At 69.7% G+C, this 23,871-nt stretch carries 12 protein-coding genes; 3 read left to right on the top strand and 9 right to left on the bottom strand.

Annotated elements, in window-relative coordinates; all coding sequences use genetic code 11:
* Window positions 1–111: 111 nt before the first annotated feature.
* From ACZ6DL_RS24230 to ACZ6DL_RS24205, 6 genes are all read right to left on the bottom strand, one after another.
* A complete protein-coding gene (locus ACZ6DL_RS24230; protein ID WP_466054409.1) occupies window positions 112–1,185 on the bottom strand; it encodes an MAB_1171c family putative transporter in 1,074 nt (357 codons plus the stop codon).
* A gap of 82 nt (window positions 1,186–1,267) precedes the next feature.
* Window positions 1,268–6,304, bottom strand: a complete 5,037-nt coding sequence (locus ACZ6DL_RS24225) for an amino acid adenylation domain-containing protein (protein ID WP_466054407.1) — start codon at window positions 6,302–6,304, stop codon at window positions 1,268–1,270.
* A gap of 53 nt (window positions 6,305–6,357) precedes the next feature.
* On the bottom strand, window positions 6,358–10,899 hold the full coding sequence (locus tag ACZ6DL_RS24220) for an amino acid adenylation domain-containing protein (RefSeq protein WP_466054405.1): 4,542 nt from the start codon (window positions 10,897–10,899) through the stop codon (window positions 6,358–6,360).
* A gap of 35 nt (window positions 10,900–10,934) precedes the next feature.
* Window positions 10,935–13,979, bottom strand: coding sequence for a nocobactin polyketide synthase NbtC (nbtC, locus tag ACZ6DL_RS24215; RefSeq protein WP_466054403.1), 3,045 nt, complete (start codon window positions 13,977–13,979; stop codon window positions 10,935–10,937).
* Complete coding sequence (locus ACZ6DL_RS24210) at window positions 13,972–15,300, bottom strand: beta-ketoacyl [acyl carrier protein] synthase domain-containing protein (RefSeq protein WP_466054401.1); 1,329 nt, start codon at window positions 15,298–15,300, stop codon at window positions 13,972–13,974. The genes nbtC and ACZ6DL_RS24210 overlap by 8 nt, the downstream gene beginning before the upstream one ends.
* Window positions 15,301–15,307: 7 nt before the next feature.
* Entirely contained in the window at window positions 15,308–16,081 is a 774-nt protein-coding gene (locus ACZ6DL_RS24205; RefSeq protein WP_466054399.1) for a thioesterase II family protein, read from the bottom strand.
* A gap of 184 nt (window positions 16,082–16,265) precedes the next feature.
* On the opposite strand from ACZ6DL_RS24205, the gene ACZ6DL_RS24200 reads away from it, so the two are divergent.
* The gene (locus tag ACZ6DL_RS24200; RefSeq protein WP_466054397.1) at window positions 16,266–16,928 is read left to right on the top strand and encodes a GNAT family N-acetyltransferase; all 663 of its coding nucleotides are present in this window, start codon (window positions 16,266–16,268) and stop codon (window positions 16,926–16,928) included.
* A gap of 32 nt (window positions 16,929–16,960) precedes the next feature.
* On the opposite strand, the gene ACZ6DL_RS24195 is transcribed toward ACZ6DL_RS24200, so the two are convergent.
* Window positions 16,961–18,247, bottom strand: coding sequence for a SidA/IucD/PvdA family monooxygenase (locus tag ACZ6DL_RS24195; protein WP_466054395.1), 1,287 nt, complete (start codon window positions 18,245–18,247; stop codon window positions 16,961–16,963).
* A gap of 172 nt (window positions 18,248–18,419) precedes the next feature.
* Here ACZ6DL_RS24195 and ACZ6DL_RS24190 point away from each other — a divergent pair, with 172 nt between their 5' ends.
* On the top strand, window positions 18,420–18,890 hold the full coding sequence (locus ACZ6DL_RS24190; RefSeq protein WP_040864854.1) for an MTB12 C-terminal domain-containing protein: 471 nt from the start codon (window positions 18,420–18,422) through the stop codon (window positions 18,888–18,890).
* A gap of 105 nt (window positions 18,891–18,995) precedes the next feature.
* Window positions 18,996–19,703, top strand: a complete 708-nt coding sequence (locus ACZ6DL_RS24185; RefSeq protein WP_466054393.1) for a siderophore-interacting protein — start codon at window positions 18,996–18,998, stop codon at window positions 19,701–19,703.
* A 215-nt stretch (window positions 19,704–19,918) separates the two neighbouring features.
* On the opposite strand, the gene ACZ6DL_RS24180 is transcribed toward ACZ6DL_RS24185, so the two are convergent.
* Both ACZ6DL_RS24180 and ACZ6DL_RS24175 read right to left on the bottom strand, forming a co-directional pair.
* Entirely contained in the window at window positions 19,919–21,655 is a 1,737-nt protein-coding gene (locus ACZ6DL_RS24180; protein ID WP_466054391.1) for an ABC transporter ATP-binding protein, read from the bottom strand.
* Window positions 21,652–23,505 carry an ABC transporter ATP-binding protein gene (locus ACZ6DL_RS24175; RefSeq protein WP_466054389.1) on the bottom strand — a complete coding sequence of 618 codons (1,854 nt, stop codon included), beginning with the start codon at window positions 23,503–23,505 and terminating at the stop codon, window positions 21,652–21,654. Before ACZ6DL_RS24175 ends, ACZ6DL_RS24180 begins: the two co-directional genes overlap by 4 nt.
* Window positions 23,506–23,871: the final 366 nt, after the last annotated feature.

The following is a 23,871-nucleotide window of genomic DNA, read 5'->3' as shown; positions in this document are numbered from 1 at the left end:
CCTTCTGCCCGACGCTGTGTCGACTCCATCGCGCTGCCACTCCTTGTCTGCCGCCGGATCGGCGGACCGAGACTGCTGCGGCATAGCTTAGCCGAGCCTAAATAGGTTTGCCTAACCTACATCGGCGCGCGCTTTCGGCCATTCCTGAGCCAATTCGAGCAACTGACGCAGACCGTGGGCACGATCGCGGCTACCGGACGGCAGCGCGGCGAACAGGGCCGTCTGCGCGACCGGTCGGAGCCCGGCGGCTCTGGACCGGACGGCATGGGCGATCCGACGGGCATGATCACCGGTGCCGGGACCGGAGGCGGCCTCGCGTTCCGGCGCCGGGGGCGGCATGTACGGCTTCAAATGCAGGAGGGCGTCCTGGATCTCCACCGTCATCCGATAGAGCCGTGACGCCGCGCCGCTGTCCTCCTGGCTCAAGACGACTTCCGGGACGGCGGCGGTCAGGTCACACCACAGGGGGTGCAAGCGGCGACAACGCCGGCCTGCCCGATCCAGCCCCGCTCGCACCAACACGGCGGTGAACAGTGGTATCGCCGTGAGTGTCGCGATGACCAGCAGGCAGAAGAACGACGAGACAGCCAAGACATTCCCCGGATGACTCGGCGGCACACCCCTGATCGCGCGGACGACAGTGAGGAGTGCCGCCACCGCCCAATACACCGCGAGGAACAGCAGAACCGAATAAGTCAGCTTCTCCTTCACCGAACGTGCCGCGGTCCGCAACTCCCGGACACCGGCCCGCGCCACCAGATACCCGCTGGCCGCCATGGGCAACTCGGACAGCGTCCACACGATCTCGTCCAGACCGACGTGCAGCACGTCCCGGGCGGCGGGCGCAATCACCAGCGTCACCGCCGAAGCGACGGCGGCGACGGCGCTGTAGATCCGCTGCCGTCGCGACGTCACTTCGGGCCGCGCACCCGCGACCAGTTGCGCGAGCACCAGAACGACGGCGGTGGTCATCAATCCGCAGCACAGGAACAGCCGCTGGCCGAGTACGGGGGATCCCGCCGCGCTGACGGTGACATAGAGCGCGAGGCCACCGACATTCCACGCCCATGCCCGGTTGATCATGCGATCGGTGATGGTGTCCGCGACGAGAAACCATCGCCCGGCCGCGATAGCCGCGACAACCAGGATGACCGGGAACATGAACCACGCAGGCACGGAATCCATCGCCGTAGACCCTAGTCGCCGCGGCCCGGCGGGCCGATCGCGAGCCGGTCGCGGTCCGCCGACCACGACCGGCCCTCTCGGATCATCGTTGCGCGGACCAGGATTCGCGCAGCATGGCCAACGCGTCACCGGACAGCCCCGAGGCCGACATCGGCTCGTACCGATGTTCCTCGGGTGCGCGCGCCGCCTGCGCGGCCTGATCGGTGGCCGCGTCCACCGCCGCCGCCAGCTCGTGGAGGGTGAAGTACTCGAAGATCATCTGCGGGGTCAGCGCCAGGCCCGCCTCGCCCGCTCGGGCCGCCCACTGGATCGCGATGACGCTGTCGCCGCCGAGCGCGAAGAATCCGTCCGTGCGGCCCACGTCGGTGATCTCGAGCAATTCCTCCAGGAGCACGGCCAGCGTGCGCTCGGTCTCGGTTTGCGGCGGGCCTGGTTCGGCCTCGCCGACGGCGACCTCCGTGGTCGAGTAACGCACCACGGTGCGCGCGGTGTCCCAGCCCTCCGGCGCGAGGTTCGATTCCCGCACCGCCGTATCGGGTTTCGTGGCGAACGCGGACAAGATCCGCACCAGCGTGTCGACGAAGACCTCGCCGGAGGCCGGGTCGTAGAGCTCGGAGTTCACCACGACCCGCACCAGCAGTTCGCCACCGGGTTGCACCAGGAAGTCCAGGTGGAAGTCCATGAACGCGGCGTCGTACTGCGGCGTGAGCGGAGTCAGCGTCGCCTCCCCGCGCGCGGCGAAATCGACCGTCGGCGCGGTGTGCCCGAACTGCATGATCACCTGGAACAGCGGGTTGCGGCCGAGTACCCGTGGCGGGTTGAGCGTCTCGACGATCCGCTCGAAGGGCACGTCCTGATGGCCGAGGGCGCTGAGCGCGGACTCGCGCACCCGCTCGAGCACGGTGCGCAGCGTCGGTTCGCCCGAAAGGTCGTTGCGCAGCACCATCATGTCGGCGAACAGCCCGATCAGCCGGTCCACCGATCGCCCGGGCCGGTTGGCGACCGTCGCGCCGATCGGCACGTCGTCCCCTCCGCCGAGCGTGTGCACCAGCACCGCGGCCGACGCCTGGCACAGCATGAATTCCGTCGCGCCGGACGTCTCGGCCAGCGATCGTAATGCCTGCCACGTCTCGGCGGGAACGATGCGGGTCGCGCTCACGCCGGCGTGGCCGAGCCGCGCGGGCCGCGGGCGATCGTGCGCGACCGCGATCTCCACCGGCAGCCCCGCCAGGGCGCCACGCCAATAGTCGAGCTGTCTACGGCCGTATTCACTGAGATCGTCGCGGCCGGGTGCGTGGTCGAAGGTATCGCGCTGCCACACCGCGAAATCGGCGAATTGCAGCGTCAGCTCCGGCCAGGACGGAGCGGCGCCGCCGACCCGCGCCCGGTAGGCGACGGTGAGGTCCTCGATGAACACCCGGCACGATTCCCGGTCGGTGACCATGTGATGCGCCAGCACCGACAGCACATGGGTTCGCTCGTCCAGGACGAACAGGCGCAACCGGACCAGCGACTCCGCCGCCAGGTCGAAGACGTGGCTCGCCTCGGCTTCCAGAGCTTCCTCCAGCCGGGCCGCCACCGTGTCCGGCTCACCGTCGAGCACCGTGCGCGGCAGCTCGACCGGGCCGGCCGGGGCCACCCGCTGATACGGCGTCCCCTCGTGTTCCGGGAAGCTCGTGCGCAGCGACTCGTGGCGGCCCATGACGTCGGCGAGGGCGTCGGAGAGCGCGTCGATGTCGAGCGCACCGTCGAAACGGATGGCGAACCGGAAGTTCTCCCAGCCGAACGGCCCCTCCAGCTTGCGGCGCAGCCACAACGCACGCTGCGAGTACGACAGCGGAACCCGCTCGGGGCGCGCTTGTTTCGTCGGCATCGCGGCGTCGTCGCCTGCCGTGCGTCCGGTGGGGGTGACCTCGTCGAGGTTCTCGCCGAACTGATCGTGATACCGGGCGACCAGATGCGCGGCGAGTCCCGCGACCGTCGGGGTGTCGAACGGCGCGCGCACGTCGATGTCGACCCCGAAGGTGTCGCGCACCAGCGCGACCAGCCGGGCCGCGAGCAGGGAGTGGCCGCCGAGTTCGAAGAACGAGTCGTCGGCGCCCACTCGCTCGGCGTCGAACAGCTCGCCGTACAGGGCGGCGAGCCGGATCTCGGTGGGTGACTCGGGCTCACGATAGCTGTGGGTCTTCGCCAGCACGGGCTCCGGCAGCGCGCGGCGATCGAGCTTGCCGTGCGCGCTCAGCGGCACCTCGTCGATCACCGCGAACGCCGCCGGGACCATGTGCTCGGGCAGTGTCGCCGCGACCGTCGCGCGCACCTGCTGCAGATCGATCTCGGCTCCCGGCGCGGGCACCAGGTACGCGGCCAGGATGGGGCCGAGCCGTTCGTGGTCGGTGACGATCGCGACGCACTGCGCGACGCCGGGGTGGTCGGCGACCGCCGCCTCCACCTCCCCGAGCTCGATCCGGAACCCGCGCACCTTCACCTGTTCGTCGGCGCGCCCAACGAATTCGATCTCGCCATCGGCGGTGCGCCGGGCGAGGTCACCGGTGCGGTACAGCCTGCCGCCGGGCAGGAAGGGATCGGCGACGAACCGCTCCGCAGTCAGGGCGGGCCGGTCCAGATAGCCGCGGGCGAGCTGACGGCCGCCGAGGTAGATCTCCCCGAGCACGCCCGGCGGCACCAGCCGCAACGAGTCGTCGAGCAGGTAGACGTAGACGTTGCGGTTCGGGAATCCGATCGGCACGATCCTGGTGCCCTGCGGCCCGTCGACCGGCATGGAGGTCGAGCACACGACGGCTTCGGTGGGGCCGTAGTGGTTGCGCAGATCGGCGTCGAATTGCGCGGCGAAGCGGTCGGCGATCTCGCCGGGCAGCGCCTCACCGCCGACCGGCACGTGCCGCAACGCCCGCCAGTCGTTCGCCTCCGGCAGCATCAGGAAGGTCGCCAGCAGCGACGGCACCATGTGCAGCACGGTGATCCCGTGCCGGGCGATCAGCTCGGCGACATAGGGAATGTCGCGGTAGGCGTTCGGTTTCGGGACCACGATGCTCGCGCCCGCGATCAGCGGCAGGAAGATGTCGGCCAGCGACGCGTCGAAGCTCACCGAGGTCGCCTGCAGGACCCGCTCCGGGATGCTCGCGTCCCAGTCGGCCGCGAAATTCACCAGGTGGTCGGCGATCGCGTCGTGCGGGACGGGCACGCCCTTGGGCTGACCGGTGGAGCCCGAGGTGTAGATGACGTAGGCGATGTTCGACGGGCGCAGCGGTGCGGTGCGGTCGGCGTCGGTCGGTTCCGTGTCCGGCAGGTCCGCCGCCTCGGTCATCGCCGCGGCGATCGCGTCGGCGTCGAACGACAGCGTCGGCCGGGCGTCGGACAGCAGATATTCGATGCGATCCGGAGGATAGGCCGGATCGATGGGCAGGTACGCGGCGCCCGACTCGAGCACCGCGAGGCTCGCGACGATGAACTCGATGGAGTTCGCCATGCGCAGCGCGACGAGCTGCTCGGGGCCTGCACCGCGGCGAATCAGCCAGTGCGCCAGCCGGTTGGCCCGCCGTTTCAACTCGGCGTAGGTGAGTTCGGCGTCGTCGGATACCACCGCGACGCGATCCGGGGTCGCCGCCACCTGCCGCCGCACCAGGTCGACCAAGGTGGTCGCCGGTGCGTCGACGAGCGGACCGTGCGACGCCGCGATGATCTCGGCGTGGTCGGCGGCGCCGAGGATGTCGATCGCGCGGACCGGCTGCCCCGGATCACCCACCGCGCCGGCGAGCAATGCCAGGTAGTGCCGCAGCAATTGATCCACCACCGACCGGTCCAGCTCGTCGACGAGATAGGTGGCTTCCACGCGCGCGCCCGCGTCGTCGAGGACGACCATCAGGCCGAGGGGCTCCTGCGCGACCGCGCTTCCCCACGGCAGCTCGGTGGATCCGACATCGGCGAGATCGAAGCCGTTCGCCCCGCCGCGCACACTGAAGCTCAGCTGCACCAGCTGGGCCAGGCCGTCGCTGCCCGCGATGCGGTCCGAGCTCACCTCGCGGACGACCCGTTCGACGCCGACGCCTTGGTGCGCGAACGCGTCGCGGGCGGCGTCCCTCGTCGCGTCGACCAGCCCGGCGAACGTCTGCGCCGGATCGATGCGGGCCCGCAACAGCAGCGTGTTGCCGAAATAGCCGATCAGTGCCTCGGCGTCGCGGCCTCGGCGGTCGGTCACCGGCACCGCGACGAGGAAGTCCGTCGCCGCCGTGTACCGATTGACCAGCGCCTGGAAGGCGGACAGCAGCACCATGAACGGGGTCGCCGAACGTTCGCGCGCGACCTCGGTGACCCGGTCGAGCAGTTCGGGCGGCAACGGCAGCACGCACTTGTCGGCATTGCGCGTGGCGGCGGTCGCGCCGAGCGTCCCGGGCAGCTCGAGTCGTTCCGGCAGCGGGGTCAGCCGGGCGCGCCAGTACGCCAGGTCGGCGTCGTCGTCGGCGGACCGCTCGGCGAGCGACACGTCGACGTACTGCGACCGGATCTCCGCCGGCGCGTCACCTCGGTAGGCGGCATTGAGCTCGGCGAAGAAGACCGACCAGGAATCGTCGTCCCAGCCGATGTGGTGGATCGTGAGCACCAGCACGTGTTCGGCCGGGCCGGTGCGCGCCAGCGTCACCCGCAGCGCAGACTCCGAGGTGAGGTCGAACGGACGCGTGAATTCCCGCCTCGCCAGGACTTCGAGCCGCCTGCCTCGCCCTTCCTCGGACAGGTCGGTGAGATCGTGCTGCTGCCAGGCGATTCCCAGATCGGTGTGCGCGATCTGATACGGGTCGCCGTCTGCGCCCGCGTGGTAGGTGGTGCGCAGGATCTCGTGCCGCGCGACGACGGTGTCGAAGGCGGCGCGCAGTCGCGCGCTGTCCAGCGGACCGTCGAGACGGTAGCCGACGCAGACGTTGAGCGTGGTGTCCTCCGGCGCGACCGTCTGCAGGAACCACATCCGCTGCTGCGCGGACGAGAGCGGAGCCGGTTCGCCGGGGCGCCTGTCGCGCTCGGGAGCCGCCTGGGCGGGCGCGAGTTGCTGTTCACGCAGTCGCTGCTGGAGCAGCCGCTTGCGCCGCTCGAGGATCTCGTCTGACATGGGGGTCCTTCAGGCTGGGAATTCGAATGGGCTGGGTGGCTCGGAGATCGCGGTCAGTCGGCGCCGACGGTCACCACGGAGACGGCGCGCTCGAGCGCCGCGACGGCGTCGTGCCACAGCTCGGCGAGCCGGGCCACCTCGGCGGCGGTGAACACCGCCTCGCTCCAGCGGAGCATGGTGACCAGCTGCGGCCCGTCGGCGGTGGTCCGCACCGCCGAGACGACATCGAGCGCGTAGCGAAGCGGGAAGTCGGGCTCCGCGACGAGCGGAAGACACTCGTGCAACGCCAGATCCGGGATCGGCGCCCATGGCCGCCCCGCGCCGGCCATGTCGAACCGGCCCAGGTAGTCGAAGAGCACCTGCGGCTGCGGCGCGCCGGCCAGCTCGGGCGCTCGGTCGAGGTAGCGCAGCACGCCGAAGTCCACACCGCCGTTCGGCAGTTCGGCCAGGTGCTTCGCGATGTGCTCGAGCAGAGCGGCGGCACGAACCGGATCCGCCAGAGCCGTCGCCACATCCACGCTCTCGGCGCCCGCGCCGAGCCGGGCGGGCACGATGCTGGTGAACCAGCCCACCGAGTGCGCGCTGTCGACGTCGGCGCCGAGGACCTCGTCCTCCCGGCCGTGGCCTTCCAGCGCGACATACGCGCCCGCGGCGGGGTCCTGACCGCGTTCCGCGCGCCAGCTCGCCAGCGTCATCGTCAATGCGGCCAGCAGGAATTCGCGCACCCCGGCCGCGCCACCGCCGAGGCTGTCCAGGATCGCGGCGCTCGTCTCGGCCGAGGTCGGCACCGGGTGGACCCGGTAGGAAGCCCAGGTGTCGGTCGTCGGGTCGGGCAACCGGGCGCCGAGCACCGGATCCGGTGCGGCGACCTGGCGCGTCCAGTAGTCGCGCTGAGCCGAAACCGCCTCGGAGCCCACTCGTTCGCGCAGCAGCCGGGCCCACTGCCGGTAGCCGGTGTGCTCGACGGCCGGGGTCGGCGTGCGTCCCGCGGCGACCTCCGCCCAGCACGCTTCCAGGTCGGCGGAGATGATGTACCAGGAGACCGGGTCGACGGCCAGGTGGTGGATGGTGAGCAGCAGCACGTCAGGGGCGCCGGATCTGGCGAACCACACGGCGCGCACCAGATCGCCGGTGAACGGATCGATCTCGTCGGCGACCGCGTGGCCGCGAGCCGCCAGCGTCGCGTGGAAGTCGTCGCCTTCGTCGACCCGGGACAGGATGTCCTGCGCGCGTACGCTGCCCGGAGCGCGGGTGTGGAGTTCGTAGCCCTCCGAGGTGGTGACGAAACGGGCCCGCAGCATGTCGTGGCCGTCGAGCAACGCCTGCAACACGGCGGTGAGCCCGTCCTGATCGATGCCGTCGGGCAGCTCGAGCAGGTTGCTCAGGGCGAGCCTGCGGTAGCCCCCGTACTCGTGCATCCAGGACACGATCGGCGTCGGACCGACCGGGCCGTACCCCTCGGAGGTCGACGCCCGTTCGCGGCCTGCTTCCGCGTCGATCCGCGCGGCGAGTTCCCGGATCGTCGAGGCGCTCAGGACCACCTTGGGGCTGATCGAAAGGCCGTCGCGCCGTAGTCGATTCACCAGGGAGATCGCCACGATGCTGTCCATGCCGAGGCCGACCAGGTCGTCATCGATACCGGGGACGGGACCGCCGGACAGCTCGGCCACCGCGGCGCACAGCCTGCGTTCGGTGCCGGTGCGCGCGGGGGCCGCGCCCGCTCCCGCACCGGCGGCCCGATCCTCGGCGAGCACCGCGAGCCGCTTCGCGTCGAGCTTTCCGTTGCTGGTCACCGGCAGCTGCTCGACGACCAGAATCCGGTTCGGCACCATGTAACCGGGCAGCCGCTCGGTCAGCGCGGCGCGCAACCGCACCGCGTCGAGACCGTCACCCACGGCGAACGCGGCCAGGGCGGGACCACCCGCTCGGCGCACCACGACCACCGCGGCGGCCCGCACGCCCGGCAGCGCGAGCAAGGCCGTCTCGATATCGCCGATCTCGATCCGGTAGCCGCGGATCTTCACCTGATCGTCCGCCCGGCCGACGTAGGCCAGATCGCCGGAGGGCAAGCGGCGCACCAGATCACCGGTGCGATACATCCGCTCGCCCGCGCGGTGCGGATCGGCGACGAACCGGCCCGCGGTGATTCCCGGCATGCCGACATAACCGCGGGCGACCTGAGCGCCGGCGAGATACAGCTCGCCCACGACGCCCACCGGCGCCTGCCGCAGCCGCGAATCCAGGACATAACCGGTCATCCCGGTGACCGGCGCCCCGATGGCCGGTTCGGCATCGCCGTCGACCACCGCGGCCACCACCGCCTCCACCGTCGTCTCGGTGGGGCCGTAGCAGTTGTGCACGGCGGTATCGGGCAGCGCGCACAACTGCTTCCACAGCGGAACGCCGATGGCCTCGCCGCCGAGCGCGAGCACGGACAGCGGCGTGGTGCCCGCGTCGACCAGCCCGGCCGCGGCGAGCTGGGCGAACATCGAGGGGGTCGTGTCGATCATGTCCAGTCCGTGCCGGATGATGCCGTCGACCAGACGTCGCGCGTCGCGCATCTCCTCGGCGTCGAACAGGTGGATGGCGTGTCCGTCGAGCAGTCCGATCAGCGGTTGCCAGGAGGCGTCGAAACTGAGCGACCAGGCGTGCGCGATCCGCAGCGGCCGCCCGAGCCGCGCCACGGCGGGCCGGTAGACCCGGTCGCGGTGGTCGGCGAAGTACGCGGCCAGCGCGGAGTGGGTGCCCACGACGCCTTTGGGTTCCCCGGTGGAACCGGAGGTGAAGATCAGGTAGGCGGACTGGTCCGTGCGGCGGCCGGGCGCGGGTGTGAACGCAGGCAGATTCTCGGAGAGCTGGTCCATCAGCAGTATCCGCGGGCTGTCCCCGATCTCGTGGAGCGCGGGCAGGCCCCAGTCGTCGACCAGGATCAGTCGCGGACGGGATCGGCGCACGATCGATTCGATGCGGGTGGCGGGCAGCGTGATGTCGACGGGCACATAGGCCGCGCCGGTGGCGAGCACGGCGAGGATCGCCACGATCGACTGAGCCGACCGCGGCAAGGCCAGGGCGACGACATCTTCCGGACCGGCGCCGTAGGCGGCGATGACACCCGCCAAACCCACTGCGGCGTCGGACAACTCGCGGTAGGTGTACCGCTCGTGCTCGGTGCTGAGCGCGAGCGCGTCCGGTGTGGCGGCCACCTGGCGCGCGAACAGCTCCCATATGGTCACACCGCGCACGTCTTCGGCGGTGGCGGCCGGTGGCCGCGCGCTCTCGCCAGCTAGCAGCACGTCCAGAGCGTCGGGCCCGCGCTCGCCGATCTCGGGTAACTGCCGCAGCACCGAGATCAACCGCGCCGCGACGTCGGGACCGGACAGGGTGCGCAACGCCGCCTGCACCGCCTCGACCGTCACCACCAGCTGCCCCTCGTACAGGAACGAGGTCACCGCGAGCGGGTAGTGGGTCAGGCTCTCCGACGTGATCGGCCGGAACCGAACGCCGTCGGCCGCCTCGATGGGGCGCAGCACATCGGACATGGGCGCGTTCTCGTACACGAACAGCGTGTCGAACAGCGTGCCGGAACCCACCGACCGCTGAATCGCGGACAGGCTGACGTAGGCGAGATCACGCATCGGAGCCGCCTCGCGTTGCAGCCGCGCGCAGTCGCGCACCACATTGCCGGCGCCGATAGCCACGCGGACGGGGACGGTGTTGATGAACAACCCGATCATGGTCTCGACACCGGACAGCTCGTCCGGCCGCCCCGAGACGGTGGTGCCGAAGACCACGTCGCTCCGGTCGGTCAGCCTGCCGAGCACGACCGACCAGGCGTACTGCACGACGGTGTTCATCGTCAGCGCGTTCGCGCGCGCCCATGCCGTCAACCGGCTGGTGTCGGCCGCGTCCAGCGTCAGCGTGTCGATCGTGGGCACGATGGTGTTGACCGTGGAATCGCCGCGGTCGGCGATGATCAGCGGATCGAGATCACCGAGGTATTCCCGCCAGGCGCGCAGTGCGATTCCGTTGTCGCGGGCGGACAGCCAGCCGATGTAGTCCCGGTAGGGCCGGGGTGCGGGCAGCCCGTCCGCCGCGCCGCCCGCCTGGTACAGGGCGAACAGCTCCCGGAAGAACACGCCGAGCGACCAGCCGTCCAGCAGGATGTGGTGCGCGGTCAGGACCAGACGCCGGGTGTCGTCCGGCAGCCGCAGCAGCAGCACGCGCAGCAGCGGGCCTCGGGCCAGGTCGAACGGCGCCCGTGTTTCGGCGGCGATGACGGCGTCGAGGTCGTCGGCCGGGTCGATCGCGCGTTCGGCCCACGGCAGCTCCGCCGCGACGGGCACGATCTGCACCGGCCGGGGAAGGTCGCGATCCCAGAACGACGCGCGCAGGTTCGCGTGCCGCCGCAGAATCGTCTCGACGCTGCGGCGCAGCAGTGCCACATCGACGGGTCCCGCGATCTCGTAGACGAATTGCAGTGCGTACAGATCGCCTTCTCCGGCCAGCCTGGCCAGTGAGAACAAGCCCTCCTGCAACGGGCTCAGCGCGAGCACGTCCTCGATCTCCGGCATGGGCGCCTGCGTGTTCTCCGACATGAAGCGGCCTCCTGAGCCTGTGTTCTCGGCCACCATCAGCCTCGGTTCTCGGACATGAGCAGCACGACGTCGTCCAGGGACGCGCCGCCCAGGACGGCCGCGACCGGCAGCTCGCGGTGCAGCGTCGTCTTCAACCGGGCGCGCAGATCGACCGCCTGCAACGAGTCGAAGCCGAGCGCGACCAGCGGGACCGAGCCGTCGATGCGGTCGGGACCGTCGAGGAGCATCACTTGTCCGAGTTCACGCCGGATGATCTCCGCGAGATCGTCTGTCCCGTTCGCTTCCGGCTCGGCTGCGGACACCGGCGGCGTGGACGGTGCGGCCACGGGCGCCGAAGGCTCGGGAGCCGGGAGGGCGGGCGCGAAAACCGTTGTCAGGCCGACGAGTTCGACCGTCTCACGCAACCGCTCCCAGTCCGCGGACAGCACGATCCCGTTCCCGGTGCGATCGGCGATGCCAGCCGCGATCGCGGGCGCGGCGGGCATCGGCTGCAAACCCGCACCGAGGATTCGCGCCTCCACGGCGGCGTGTTCCGCACCGGGCAACCCCCACAGTCCCCATTGCACCGACACGCAATCCCCGCCCTGCGCCCGCAGCCGTACGGCGAGGCTGTCGAGCATGCGATTCGTGGCCGCGTACAACGCCTGTTCACGCCCACCGAGCGTGGCCACGAACGAGGAGCACAACAGGACGGTGCAGCCGGCGGCCGATGGCACCGTGCGCAGCACCCCGGCGAGTCCGAGCACCTTCGCCGCGGCTGCGTCGGCGACCGCGGCCGATTCGAACCGTGACCACGCGTACTGGACCGCCGCGTGCACGACCACGCTCACCGGACGATCGGCGAAACGCCGCGCCAGGTCGGCCACCGCGGCCGCTTCGGTGATATCGCAGGCCACCACGTCGATCTCGGTCCGGCCGAGTTCGCGTATCACCCGCAGCCGCTCGGTGAGCGCGCTCGTCTCCCCGGTGCGGTTCACCAGGGTGATCCGGCGCGCGCCGTCGCGGACGAACTGCGCGCAGAACTCGAGGCCGACGTGTCCGGTCCCACCGAGAATCAAGACCTCGCGCAGATCCGGAGGCGTCGACGCACCGCCCGGCTCGGCGCGGACGAGACGCTTCGCATGCAACTTTCCGTTCCGCAGCGCGAGTTCGGGCTCGCCCAGCACATGCATGGCTTCGAAGATCTTGTCGGCCATCGTGGTCGGCTTCAGCGACGCGGCGTCCGGCGGCAGGTCGAGGTGCCGGAACGCGATGCCGAGATGGTCCAGGCCCAGGCTGCGATACGCGGCGCTCGCCGCCGAGTGGGCGAGGGACGGGGCGTCTTCCGGAGTCGCGGCCTCCGCACCGGTTGTCACCAGCCAGCATTCGGTGACGCCCGGAGCGATCGTGGTCAACTGTTCGGTAATGCGAGCGAACTCGGCGAGTTCCGCGACCGCGCCTTCTTCGTCCTCGGCCACAGCCGGCGCGAGCAGCAGCACCATGGTATCGGCGGGGGTCTCGGTGTCGCAGATGGCGACGCCGTGGCGCGGGGCCCGCGCGTGCATCGCCGCCGCGAGTTCGTCGGCGCGAGCGTCGTGATCGGCGAGCAGCACGGTCCGCGGTGCGGCCAGCGCGAACCGGGACAACTTGGTCCACTCCTCGCGCAACCGCACGGGCGGCACGGCGACCGGGACCGGCGCTTCGGTCCCCGATTGGTACGGCGCCCACAGCCTCTTCTGATTCATCACCGTGGCGGGGAAGTCACGCAACGGCAGCGTCGGGCGCTCCTGCGATCCGGTGCGCAGTGCCTGCCAGTCGTAGTGCAGGTCGTGCACCGCGACCTCGGCCAGATTCCGGGTGAACTCACCAAGCCCGTTCGCGGTGCGCAGGGACGTCCCGGCGATGCGGAACTCACGGGCGGCCCGCCCCGGCTCCGGCGCGACGTGGGCCAGATTCTCCCGCAACGCCGGCTGCAACGTCGGATGCTCGGCGATCTCGATGAAGGTGTCCACGTTCTCGGCCGCCGCCGCGATCGCGCGATCGAAGCGGACCCGGTTGCGCAGGTTCCAGTACCAGTAATCGTGATGCGTCGACTCGGCGGTGATCGCCGCCCCGAGCGTGCCTCCGTAGCAGGCGATATCGCCGATCGCGAAGGTCTTGCTGCTCAGTTCCTCCAGCCCGGACTGGAATTCGCCGCGCAACCGCGTCATCGCGGAGGTGTGCGACGGGAAGGACATCTGAATCTGCTTGGCGAACAGCCCTTTGCCCGTCGCGGTCGCCACGAGTTCCGCGATGGCGGCCTCGTGGCCGGAGACGCCGATCAGACGAGGCGAGTTGACGATGGAGACCTCCGCCCACCCCGAATTCCGGGCCAGCAGCTCCTCACATTCCTCCCGGTCGGCGCCGAGCACGGCCACCGCGTACCCGTCCGACAGGTCCCGCTCCAGCAGTTCGGCCCGGTGCGTGACGATCGACACCGCATCGCGCAACGTCAGCGCCCCGGCGACCACGCAGGCGGCGAGTTCACCCTGACTGTGTCCGATGGTCGCGGCGGGACGCACGCCCGCCGCCCGCCACATGGCGGCCAAGCCGATCAGGTGGAACATTCTGGCGGGCTGCACTTCCCAGAGCGTTTCGCCGTATTCCTCGTCGGCCGCGAGCAGATAGCGCACCGGCCGCGCATGGCCGAATCGCTCCTCGTGCACCGCCGCGCACTCGTCCACGGCGGCCCGGTACGCGGGCGAGAAGTCGTAGTACGGCTTGCCCATGCCGGGGCGCTGGCTGCCCTGGCCGGGGAAGACGAATCCGACGCGGCGTGCCGCGACGGCGCCGTCGGAGGTCACCACCGCGGGATGCGCGGCGTCCGCCGCGACCGACCGCAACGCGTCGAGCAACTCCTCGCGCGTCGTGACCATGGCCAGCGCGCGAAACCTGCGGGCGATCCTGGTGCGGAACAGATGGCTCGCCAGTCGATCGGGGTCCACCCGCGGGTGGGTTTCGGAGTAGGCCAGGATCGCGGCGGCCTCGGCACGCAGCCCGGCGGCGGTGTCCGAGGAGAACAGGACCGGGGTGGTGCCGTCCGGTAGCCGATACTCAGGCATCACTGTCCTCCTCCAGAACGGGCATCCCGACGATCGCGTGCGCGTTGGTCCCCGCCACCCCGAACGCCGACACCGCTCCGTAGCGGACGCCATCGATCGGCTCCCACGGTGCGTATTTCGTGGCCAGCCGCAGGCTCGTGGTCTCCCAGTCGACCGCGTCGGTCGGGTTCTGGGCCCACAGACTCGGCACGACGTGACCGTTCGCGCCGCACAGCAGCATCTTGATCAGGCCGAGCATGCCCGCCGCCGCCTGCGTGTGACCGATGTTCGACTTGACCGATCCCAGCAGCGCGCCCCGCGCACGTTCGGGCGCGCCGTACATCCGCATGAGCGCGGTCAGTTCGATGGGGTCGCCCACCGCCGTGCCGGTGCCATGCCCTTCGACAAGACCGATGTGTTCCGGGGCGACGCGGGCCGCGGTGAGCGCCGCGCGGATCAGCCGTTGCTGCGCGTCGGCGCTGGGCACGGCCAGCGGGGCGCCCTTGCCGTTGTGATTGACCCGGGAGCCGAGCAGCCGCGCGTAGATCCGATGACCGAGCCGCCGTGCCCGCGATTCCGTCTCCAGCACAACCACTCCCGCGCCCTCGCCCCACAGGGTCCCGGTGGTGCCCGCGGAGTACGCGCGGCAGTGGCCGTCGGTCGACAGCGCGTTGTTCTTCGCGAACTCGACGAACATCCCGGGTGAACCCATCACGCACACGCCACCGGCCAGGGCCCAGTCGCATTCGCCCGCCCGGATCGCCGCCGCCGCCTGATGCAGGGCGGTCAAACCGGCCGCGCAGGAGGTGTCCACACTGATCGAAGGCCCGATCAGCCCCAGGCTGTGCGAGATCCGGCCGGCCACCGCGCCGAGCGTGGTGCCGGTCATCCGATAGCCGCTGTGCTCGCTGACGCTCGCCATGCGCGGGCCGTACTCCAACGGCGTGACGCCCATCCAGCATCCCGCGTCGGCGCCGTCGACGGCGCCGGGATTCAGTCCGGCGTCCTCGACCGCCCGCCACGCGACGCGCAAGCCCACGCGTTGCTGCGGATCCATCGCGACGGCTTCCCGCGGCGTGATTCCGAAGAATGCCGCATCGAATTCCGTTGCTTCGGAAAGAAACCCGCCCGCATCGTGAACGTCGGTCCAGCCGTCGTTGCGACCGAGGGTGAGCAGCTGTTCGATCGGCCATTCCCGGTCGCGCGGCAGCGTCCCGATGAGTTCTTTCGAGTCGGTGAGCGCCGACCAGAATTCCTGTGGACTGTTTATTCCGCCGGGGGCCTCGACCCCGATTCCGACGATGACGATATGGTCTTCGTCCCCCGAAGCCGATCCTGACATGCTGAACCTAACTGGAAAGAGCGGACTGTCCGGCGTCGGCGGCTGCGGCGGAGAGCAATTCCGCGATGCCGTCGATGTGGTCGTACAAATAGAAGTGCCCGCCGTCGAAGAGCGTGACCGAACCGCCCCGAGCGCTGTGCGCGAGCCATGGGCGCAGTTCGGCGACGGTGACGAAGTCGTCGTCGGCGCCGCCGATGACCTCGATCCGCGCGCCGACCCGCACCTCCGGCTCGCACACGTAGGCATCGAAAGCGCGATAGTCGGCCCGCAGCGCGGGCAGTGTCATCCGCATGATGTCGCGATCGGCCAAAACATCCGCGCCGGTGCCGTTCAGGGCCGCGAGCCGGTCGAGCAGCGCCTCCTCCTCGGTCGGCAGCGGTTCGCTGTCGGCGACCAAGGCGGGCGCCACCGCGCTGGACGCGCCGAGCAGCGCCACCGGCACCCCGGCGGCCTCGGCCTGACGGACGAACTCGAAGGCCACCATCGCGCCGACGCTGTGCCCGAATACCGTGATCGGAATACCGCGGTGATACGGGGATTCGAGAAATTCCGCGAGCGCACCGGCCGCGAGTTCGGAAAGGCTGGCGGGCATCGGTTCGGCGGCCCGATCCTGACGTCCCGGATATTGCACGAGGACGACGTCGAAATCCGCACTGAGCCTCTTGGACATGGTGCGGTAGGTCGAGGCTCCACTGCCTGCGTGGGGGAACAGCACCAGGGTCGGCAGCGTTTCCACGGCGGGCTTGTGGAACTTCCGAATCCACCCGGGTTTTCTCGACATCCAACAGCTCCTACACATAACGCGGTATCAGCGAAAAGACACCGCGGACAAATGGATTCGGCCGCGGCGCGCTGCCCCGCGCCGTCCTCCGGGAACGGCAGAGCCTCGCCGACCACGGGAGGTTAGCATAGGATAACCTTACATTCATCCAGCAGGGCCACTACCGAACGGAGCTCGACGACCGATGAACCCCACTGAAACGCCCTATGTCATCGCGCGCGAGCTGACCGACATCTCCGACGAACTGCGGGCCGTGCCCGCTCCGCCACTGCCCGCCCTGCCCGCTCCGTTCGACATCCGGACGGTCGACGCGGACGGCGCCGACGCCGAGCTGCTCACCGAGTGGATGAACCGGCCGCATCTGATCGAGTCGTGGGAGCAGCCGTGGCCCGTCGAACTGCGCAGGCAGAATCTGCGCGCGCAGCTGGCCGGAACCTATTCCCGCCCATGCATCGTCGGCTACGACTTCGCCGCCGCGGGCAGGCCGGAACTGGGCCGTCGCGACATCGCCTACCTGGAGTTGTATCGTCCGGCCAAGGACGAGATCGCCAGGATCTACCACGCCGACCCCTATGACGTGGCCTTCCACCTGGCCACCGCCGACCCGGAGGCGATCGGGCGAGGCATCATGTTCGCCTTCGTCAGCGGCCTGCTGGCCGGGATCTTCGCGGAATCGAACTGCCGTCGCATCCTGGTCGAACCCGATCACCGGAATGTCGCGGTGCGGCGCATGGCCGAGCGGTTCGGCGTTCCCGACCTCGGCGAGTTCGACATCCGTCCGGACCGCCGCATCACGCTCTACTATCTGCCGCGCACCCCGGCGGACATCCCGACTGTGCGGCAGTGAGGCGCGGTGCGCGGCGTCGACAGCGTGGGCACTCATCCGAGCGCCCGCGCGGCGGCGCCCGTGAGGTGCGCACCGGACCGCCGGGTGGCCGGTTGCAGTACCCGATCGGAAAGTTCGCCCAGGCAACTGAGATTCGGGAACCCGGGCCCCTGCGCGACCGCCGCAAGGTTGGGCAGGTAGAGCTTGGTCTCCATCCCCGACACGGCGAGGTCGTAGCCGATCGATACCTCGATCCGCTCCTGGGTGGGCCTGCCGCCGACCGCCAGCTCCAGCAGGTCCGCCGCGTCCTGATCGAACAGGTTCAGGAACCACAGCGGCTGGCCGCCGGTGGCATCGATGACCAGGTCGAAAGTATGCGATTGGTCCGGACGCCGCTCGTTGCGCAGCGTCAGCGCCACCCCGTCACCCTGCTCGGCGACGCGAACCGCACGGCCCTGCAAGTGATGTACCCGACTGTCGCCGAGCAGGCTCTCCTGCACCCGCACAGAGAAGACGCCGCGGTCGGTCCTGCGGATGACGTCGCGCCGTTCCTGGACGGTCAATGCCGCCCACTTGACCGGATCGCTGAACAGCGAGTTCTCGAAATAGCTTTCGCCACGGGTGTAGATCGTCGCCATCGGCGAGATCACCGAGATCGACAGCATGCCGTGGCGCACCAGCTCGTCCAACGCCGATCCCGCCGTCTCGCCGCCACCGATCACCGCGACCCGGGAGGCGACGGGCAGGCTGCGCCGCCCGGCCAGATCCCAGAATTGCGCGATGCTCAACACTCGCGGATGGTCGGCGAGTGCCTTGGTGCTGACACCAGGACCGGTGATCATCAGCCCGGTCGCGTCCAGCCGGATCGTGCCGCCGTCGGGATCCGTCGCGGTGACGAGCCAGCCGTCGGCGGCGGCGCCGATGGAACGCACCGTGCCGGAGACGAGTTCGAGATCGATCCGGCGCGCCACCCATTGGAGATACTTGGCCCAGACGTGATGGGCCGGATTCGGACGACCTCGATCGATCCATTCCGCGTAGGTGCCCTGCTCGATCAGGAACGACGTCCAGCTGTAAGCCATCATGGCCGCGTTGATCTCCTGGTTGCGCCCGCGCGCCCAGGTCGAGTGATACGGGAAGCCCACGTCCTTTTCCGGGCTGGTGCCCAGCCGGTGCCTGCCGTCGGTCCAGCCGCCGCTCGGCAGCCAGTTCCCGCCCACCGCGTGCGCCTCGACGACGACGACCCGCGGCGCGGGCAAGCCGAGTTCGCGCATCACGTGTGCTTTCGCGGCCACCGCAAGGGCTTTCGGGCCGGCTCCGATCACCAGAAGCGTTTCCACCGGTTCTCCACTCTCTCCGACGTCCCGCGGCTTCCCGCTGGGTGCACGGGTTCACTCCCGCACCGACAACCAGAACCCGTCCGGATTATGTTTGCATAGGCTTACCTTATATTGCACACTCGTGCCCGACCAGAGCGGTGATACTCACACCCGCGAACGATTGGATGAACAAATGACCAGGACTTCGAACAAGGCCCTTACCCGGCTCGCCGCAACGACGTTCGCGCTCGCGGCCGCGCTCGCCGGCACGGTGGCTACCGTCGCGCCCGCGGTGGCGGCGCCCATGGTCGCGCCCCTGCACGCCCAGGCCCCCGGCGCGGGCGAGCTGACCGCAAAACTGCGCGTAGCGATCAACACCGGCGCCTCGCGCAGCGCGCGGGCGGCGGAGCTGGAATCGGGCGACGCGGGCGTCGCGACGATGGACAAGATCGCGGGCCTGCTCGCGGCCGCTCCGCCGAGCCTGCGCTACAGCGTGGTCAACCCGTCCACCTCCGGCGACCGGATCGATGCCCAATTGCTGGTCACCACCGAGGGTTACCCGGACTTCACCTACGACGTCTCATGGAAGCAGATCGACGGCTACTGGAAGCTCACCCGCCAGGCGGAGTGCAGCCTCGCCTCGGCGCTCGCGCTGTCCTGCTGATCTCGAACCCTCGCACCCCCGGGCACTGCCCGGGGGTGCACCCATCGGCGGCGCTACGGAAAGCACCACGCGACATTCAACTTTCGTTAGGCTAACCTTAGTGTCATGGGCAAAGGCTTAAACGGTCTGTTAGTCAAGGCGTGGGGCGGGAACGACTACCGGCTCACCGTCACGTCGACCGAGCACGTCACCGACAAGTACGTGCGACTCGGCTTCACCGCCGGCGGGCTACTCGCCGATCACCCGGTTCACCCCACCCAGTGGGTTCGGTGCTGGTTCCCGGACAACGAGAGCGGCAAGCTGCAACAGCGCGGCTACACCCTGGTCGACCAGGACCCCGACGGTGACCGCTTCGCCATCGAGTTCGCGCTGCACGATGGGCTCGCCGCCCGCTGGGCGCAGAACGCCTCCGTAGGTGACGAACTCGAGGTGTCGGTGCTCGGCTCGAATTTCCAACTGCCGGAATCCACCCCCGGCGAATACCTCATCTTCGGCGACACCGCCTCGCTGCCCGCGATCAACTCGCTGCTGGACGCCATCGGCGACACCCCGGCGCGGGTCTGGCTGGAGTGGCAGCACGAATCCGACACCACGATCCCGCTCCGCAACAAACCGCACCACCAGGTGACTTGGTTGCAGCGCATCGATGACGGCCGATTGCTGCGCGAAGCGGCCCAGGAACTCACCTGCCCGGCCGACGCCTTCGCCTGGGTCGCCTGCGACGGGCACACCACCCGCTCGATCGTGAAGAGCTTCAAGACGACGCACAACCTGCCCAAGACCGCGATCAAATCCCAGGCCTACTGGAAGTAGGGTTTTCGCCCACGCCGCACCGCTCCCGCGCGGTGCGGCGTTTTCGCTTGTCGACGTGCCGAACGCGACAGGCAGCCGATTCGTTCACGGCCGCAACGGATGACGACCTCTGCGGTGCTCCCGCTCCGACCACGAGGCGAGCCGGCCGCCACGACCACCGGATATTCCGGCGCTCACGGCGGCCGGGTCCGCCCGGCCGCTCGACGTGTGAGCCGCTAAGTGCCGGCAGGTTCCAGATGCCAGCCCGCCGCGCGGGATCGCTCGTTCCAGAACGCGGCGTAGCGGCCGTCGAGGGCGAGCAGTTCCGCGTGCGTACCGCGCTCCACGATCCGTCCACCGTCCACGAACAGGATCTGGTCGGCGTGGGCGATGGTGGCCAGGCGATGCGCTACGACGATCACCGTCTTGTCCTTGGTGATCTCGTGCATCCCGCGTACCACGACGGCTTCGCTGTGCGGATCCAGCGCACTGGTCACCTCGTCCAGCAGCACGATCGGCGCGTCCTTCAGCAGCGCCCTGGCGATCGAGACGCGCTGGCGCTCACCGCCGGACAGCGCCGCGCCGCCCTCGCCGACCCGGGTGTCGAAACCGTCGGGAAGACGCTCGACGATCTCGTCGACCCTGGCCGCGGCCGCCGCGCGACGCACCTCGGCGTCATCGGCCTCCGGCCTGCCGATCCGGATGTTGTCGGCCACCGACCGATCGAACAGGTACACGTTCTGGAAGACCAGCGACAGCTGATCGAGCAGCGTCGCCGACGGCTGATCGCGCACGTCGTGTTCGCCCACCGCCACCCGGCCCGAATCCACGTCGTAGAAGCGGGCGGCCAAGCGCAGCAAGGTCGTCTTGCCCGCGCCGCTCGGCCCGACGATGGCCGTGGTGGTGCCCGCGGGCACGCTGAAGGTCACCCCCGAAAGCACCGGCTCACCGGGACGGTATCCGAAACTCACGTCGTCGAAGACCACCGACGGCGTTCCCGGCGTGACCGGTGCGTCCGCCTCCGGCAGCACCGGTTCGTCGAGCAGTTCGGTGACGCGGTCGGCGGCCGAACCGGCCGAACGCAGCGCGCCGCCCAGCTGCGCGGCTTGATTGAGCGGTTCGATGAACCGCGAACTCACCGCGATGAGCGCGATCGCGACGGCAGCGGAGATGGCGCCGTCGGTCACCCGCGCCACCGCGACGTACACCAGTACCAGGAAAACCGCCTGCACGAAGAGGGCGAACAGAATCAGCCCCGGCACGCTGGCGAACACCATGCGCGAGCCCGCCGAGCGCTGCCCGGCCAGGGCGGCGTCGAGCGCCCGGTTTCCCGAGCCCACCGCGCCGAACGCGCGCAGGACCGGCTGGGCCTGAGCGAATTCGATGACGCGCGAATCGGCTTCGGCCGCCGCCGCGTGCATGCGCTGGTCCGCGCTGGTGTAGGCGCGGTTGGCCAGGCCGTTCACCAGGTAGAGCACCGGCGCGGCGAGCAGCATGGCCAGCGCGATGCGCCAGTCGACCACCAGCATGCCGACCGCGACCGCGAGCGGGACGATGACACCGGTGAGAATCCTGGCCAGCAGATAGGCGACCAGGCCCTGCAACTCACGCACGTTGTCGACCATCAGCCGCCCCAGCGGTCCGGCATCATGGGTCTCGAACCAGCCCAGGGGCAGTGCGTTCAGATGGTCGCCGAGCCGAGTCTGCAATCCGCGCTGCATGCCGATGCCGACGCGCAACCCGATCGCCGCCTGCAGGTAACCGAACACCACCACGCCCGCGACGGCGGCGAGCATGCCGAGCGCCCAGAGCCAGGCGCGGCCGAGGTCGTCGTCGAAAAGCGCCGTCAGCACCGGGACCAGCAGCAGATACGCCACGGCCTGACTGAGGGCCTGCGCCACGATGACGGCGAACAGTTTCGGGGTGAGGTGGGCGAATTCATCCGGAACCAACCCCAGCACCTTGCGAATCATCGGACACCCTCCGCACTGTCGACGAGGACGATCCGGCCCAGCGCCGCTTCATTGATCTCCCACAGCCGCTGATAGGCGCCGCCCGCGGTGACGAGACTCGCGTGATCACCCTGCTCGACCAGTCGTCCCCGTTCGAGCACCAGGATTCGATCCACCCCGGTGATGGTGTGCAACCGGTGCGCGATGACCAGCACCGTGCGGCCCGCGACCAGCACCGCCAGCGCGTCCTGCACCGCCGCTTCGGATTCCGGGTCCGCGAAGGCGGTCGCTTCGTCGAGTACGAGGACGGGGGTGTCCGCGAGCAGGGCCCGTGCGATGGAAAGCCGCTGTGCCTCGCCGCCGGACAGGGTCGCGTCGACGCCGAGTTCGGAGTCGTAGCCACGCGGCAGCGCCACGATGCGATCGTGGATCTGCGCGGCGCGAGCAGCCCGCTCCAACGCCGCGTCGTCGGCGTCGGGCCGGGCCAGGCGCAGGTTCTCCCGGATGCTGCCGCGAATCAACCGCACGTCCTGGAAGACGAATCCGACCGTGCGGTAGAGCTCTTCGCTCGGGAAGTCGCGGACGTCGCGGCCACCGATGGTGATTCGGCCCGATCCAACGTCGTAGAAGCGCGGAAGCAGTTTGGCCAGCGTCGACTTGCCCGATCCGCTCGGGCCGACCAGCGCGGTGATGGTGCCGGGTGCGAGTTCGAGGTCGATGTCGCGCAGCACGTCGTGGCCGGAGCGATAGCCGAAGCCGACCCCTTCGAACCGGACCAGGCCTGCGGGCGCGGATGCCGGTTCGGCGGCCTCCGGAGCCCCCGTGCTCAGTTCGGGGGTTTGCTGTAGATCGTGCAGGCGCTGCGCGGCCACCGCGGCCGCCCGCAGCGCCTGCGCGCCGTAGCCGAGACTGAGCAACGAGCTGCCCAGCCCCAGACCGACCAACAGGAACGGCAGCACATCCAGGGGCTCGACCCAGTCCAGGCCGACTGCCGCCAATCCGCCGAAGACCACGACCAGCATCACGAACACCGGGGTGACGACGATGTCGGAGGCCGCCTGCACCTTCAGGATCGGCATCTTCAGCCGGTGGACGCTGCGCGCCTGGTGCTCGACGGCGTCCTGGAACGCGCTGTGCGCCTTGCCCGCCTGGCCGAACGCGCGCACCACCTGGATGCCGTCGACGAATTCGATGGTCGCCTGCTTGGTGGCCTGTTCGGAGCGCGTGTAGACCACGAAACGGTCCCGTCCGTCCCGGTCCATCATCCGGCTGTAGAGCACGGCGTACGCCAGGACCGGCAGCAGCAGGACCACGGCGAGCCGCCATTCGACGGTGAACAGATACCCGAGGGTGATCAGCGGAACGGTGAGCGCGCCGACGAACTCCAGGCGCGCGTGCGCCACCAGGTAGTGCAAGGCCTCCACGTCGTCCTGCAGATACTTCTTCACCTCACCGGACGTGCGCTCGCCGAACCAGCCCAGCGGCACCCGGGTCAGCTTGGCCGCCAGCGCCCGGCGCACGGTGAGCTGATATCCGGCGTCGACCAGATGCGTCCAGGTCAGCGCGGCGGCTTGGAGCAGGGCGCGAGCCACAAGGACCAGCACCGCGATCGTCAGCAGACGCCACACCCGATCGGTGTCCATTTGGTCTCGGAGCAGTTCGCGGCAGGCCTCCACGATCAGCACGAAGGGCACGACCGCGCACGCCGCCGCGACGGCCATGATGACGCTCGCGACGGTCAACGGGCCGCGCACGGGCGCGAGAATCTCCTTGCGGGCCCGCGCCTCTTGCTGCTTGCGTTCTTTCAGCACCGTCTTCGGCGGCCGGTTTCCCGTCTGCGCCGCGGGCAGCGGCGCGACCTCTACCGTCATCTGGACCCTCGTCTCTCACCCTTGCGGCATCCGTCACTGGAATCGCCCCATCCTCACACAGGAACGCCCAGTAAGAAAGGTTAGCCTAAGTTACCTTGCCTCGTCCGGCCCGTCTTCATCGCTTCGCGCTCGATGCGCCGACGCCTGACAGATCCGGCCACGCGGCCCGCATGCTCGCGGCTCGCCGACTCGTGCGGCAGAACCCGCACCGCATGTCGGGTCATGTCTCGCAACGGCATTGCGCCGGCCACTCGGCGACATACCGGCTGTTGTCCTTGCCGACTTATTTCGTCAATGTGCGAAAACTATTCCGAACTCGTGGTTTTCGAACTCCCGACGCGCCGGGTAAGCCTCCGTGAACGACGG

The organism is Nocardia sp. NPDC041819 (assembly GCF_055590505.1).
Note: the sequence above shows the minus strand (reverse complement) of the source record. Positions and strands in the feature narration are given on the sequence as shown.

Excerpts from the sequence above, each read along its gene's own strand:
- ACZ6DL_RS24230 (WP_466054409.1), bottom strand. The coding sequence starts at position 1,185 with ATGGATTCCGTGCCTGCGTGGTTCATGTTCCCGGTCATCCTGGTTGTC.
- ACZ6DL_RS24225 (WP_466054407.1), bottom strand. The coding sequence starts at position 6,304 with ATGTCAGACGAGATCCTCGAGCGGCGCAAGCGGCTGCTCCAGCAGCGA.
- ACZ6DL_RS24220 (WP_466054405.1), bottom strand. The coding sequence starts at position 10,899 with ATGTCGGAGAACACGCAGGCGCCCATGCCGGAGATCGAGGACGTGCTC.
- nbtC (WP_466054403.1), bottom strand. The coding sequence starts at position 13,979 with ATGCCTGAGTATCGGCTACCGGACGGCACCACCCCGGTCCTGTTCTCC.
- ACZ6DL_RS24210 (WP_466054401.1), bottom strand. The coding sequence starts at position 15,300 with ATGTCAGGATCGGCTTCGGGGGACGAAGACCATATCGTCATCGTCGGA.
- ACZ6DL_RS24205 (WP_466054399.1), bottom strand. The coding sequence starts at position 16,081 with ATGTCGAGAAAACCCGGGTGGATTCGGAAGTTCCACAAGCCCGCCGTG.
- ACZ6DL_RS24200 (WP_466054397.1), top strand. The coding sequence starts at position 16,266 with ATGAACCCCACTGAAACGCCCTATGTCATCGCGCGCGAGCTGACCGAC.
- ACZ6DL_RS24190 (WP_040864854.1), top strand. The coding sequence starts at position 18,420 with ATGACCAGGACTTCGAACAAGGCCCTTACCCGGCTCGCCGCAACGACG.
- ACZ6DL_RS24185 (WP_466054393.1), top strand. The coding sequence starts at position 18,996 with ATGGGCAAAGGCTTAAACGGTCTGTTAGTCAAGGCGTGGGGCGGGAAC.
- ACZ6DL_RS24180 (WP_466054391.1), bottom strand. The coding sequence starts at position 21,655 with ATGATTCGCAAGGTGCTGGGGTTGGTTCCGGATGAATTCGCCCACCTC.
- ACZ6DL_RS24175 (WP_466054389.1), bottom strand. The coding sequence starts at position 23,505 with ATGACGGTAGAGGTCGCGCCGCTGCCCGCGGCGCAGACGGGAAACCGG.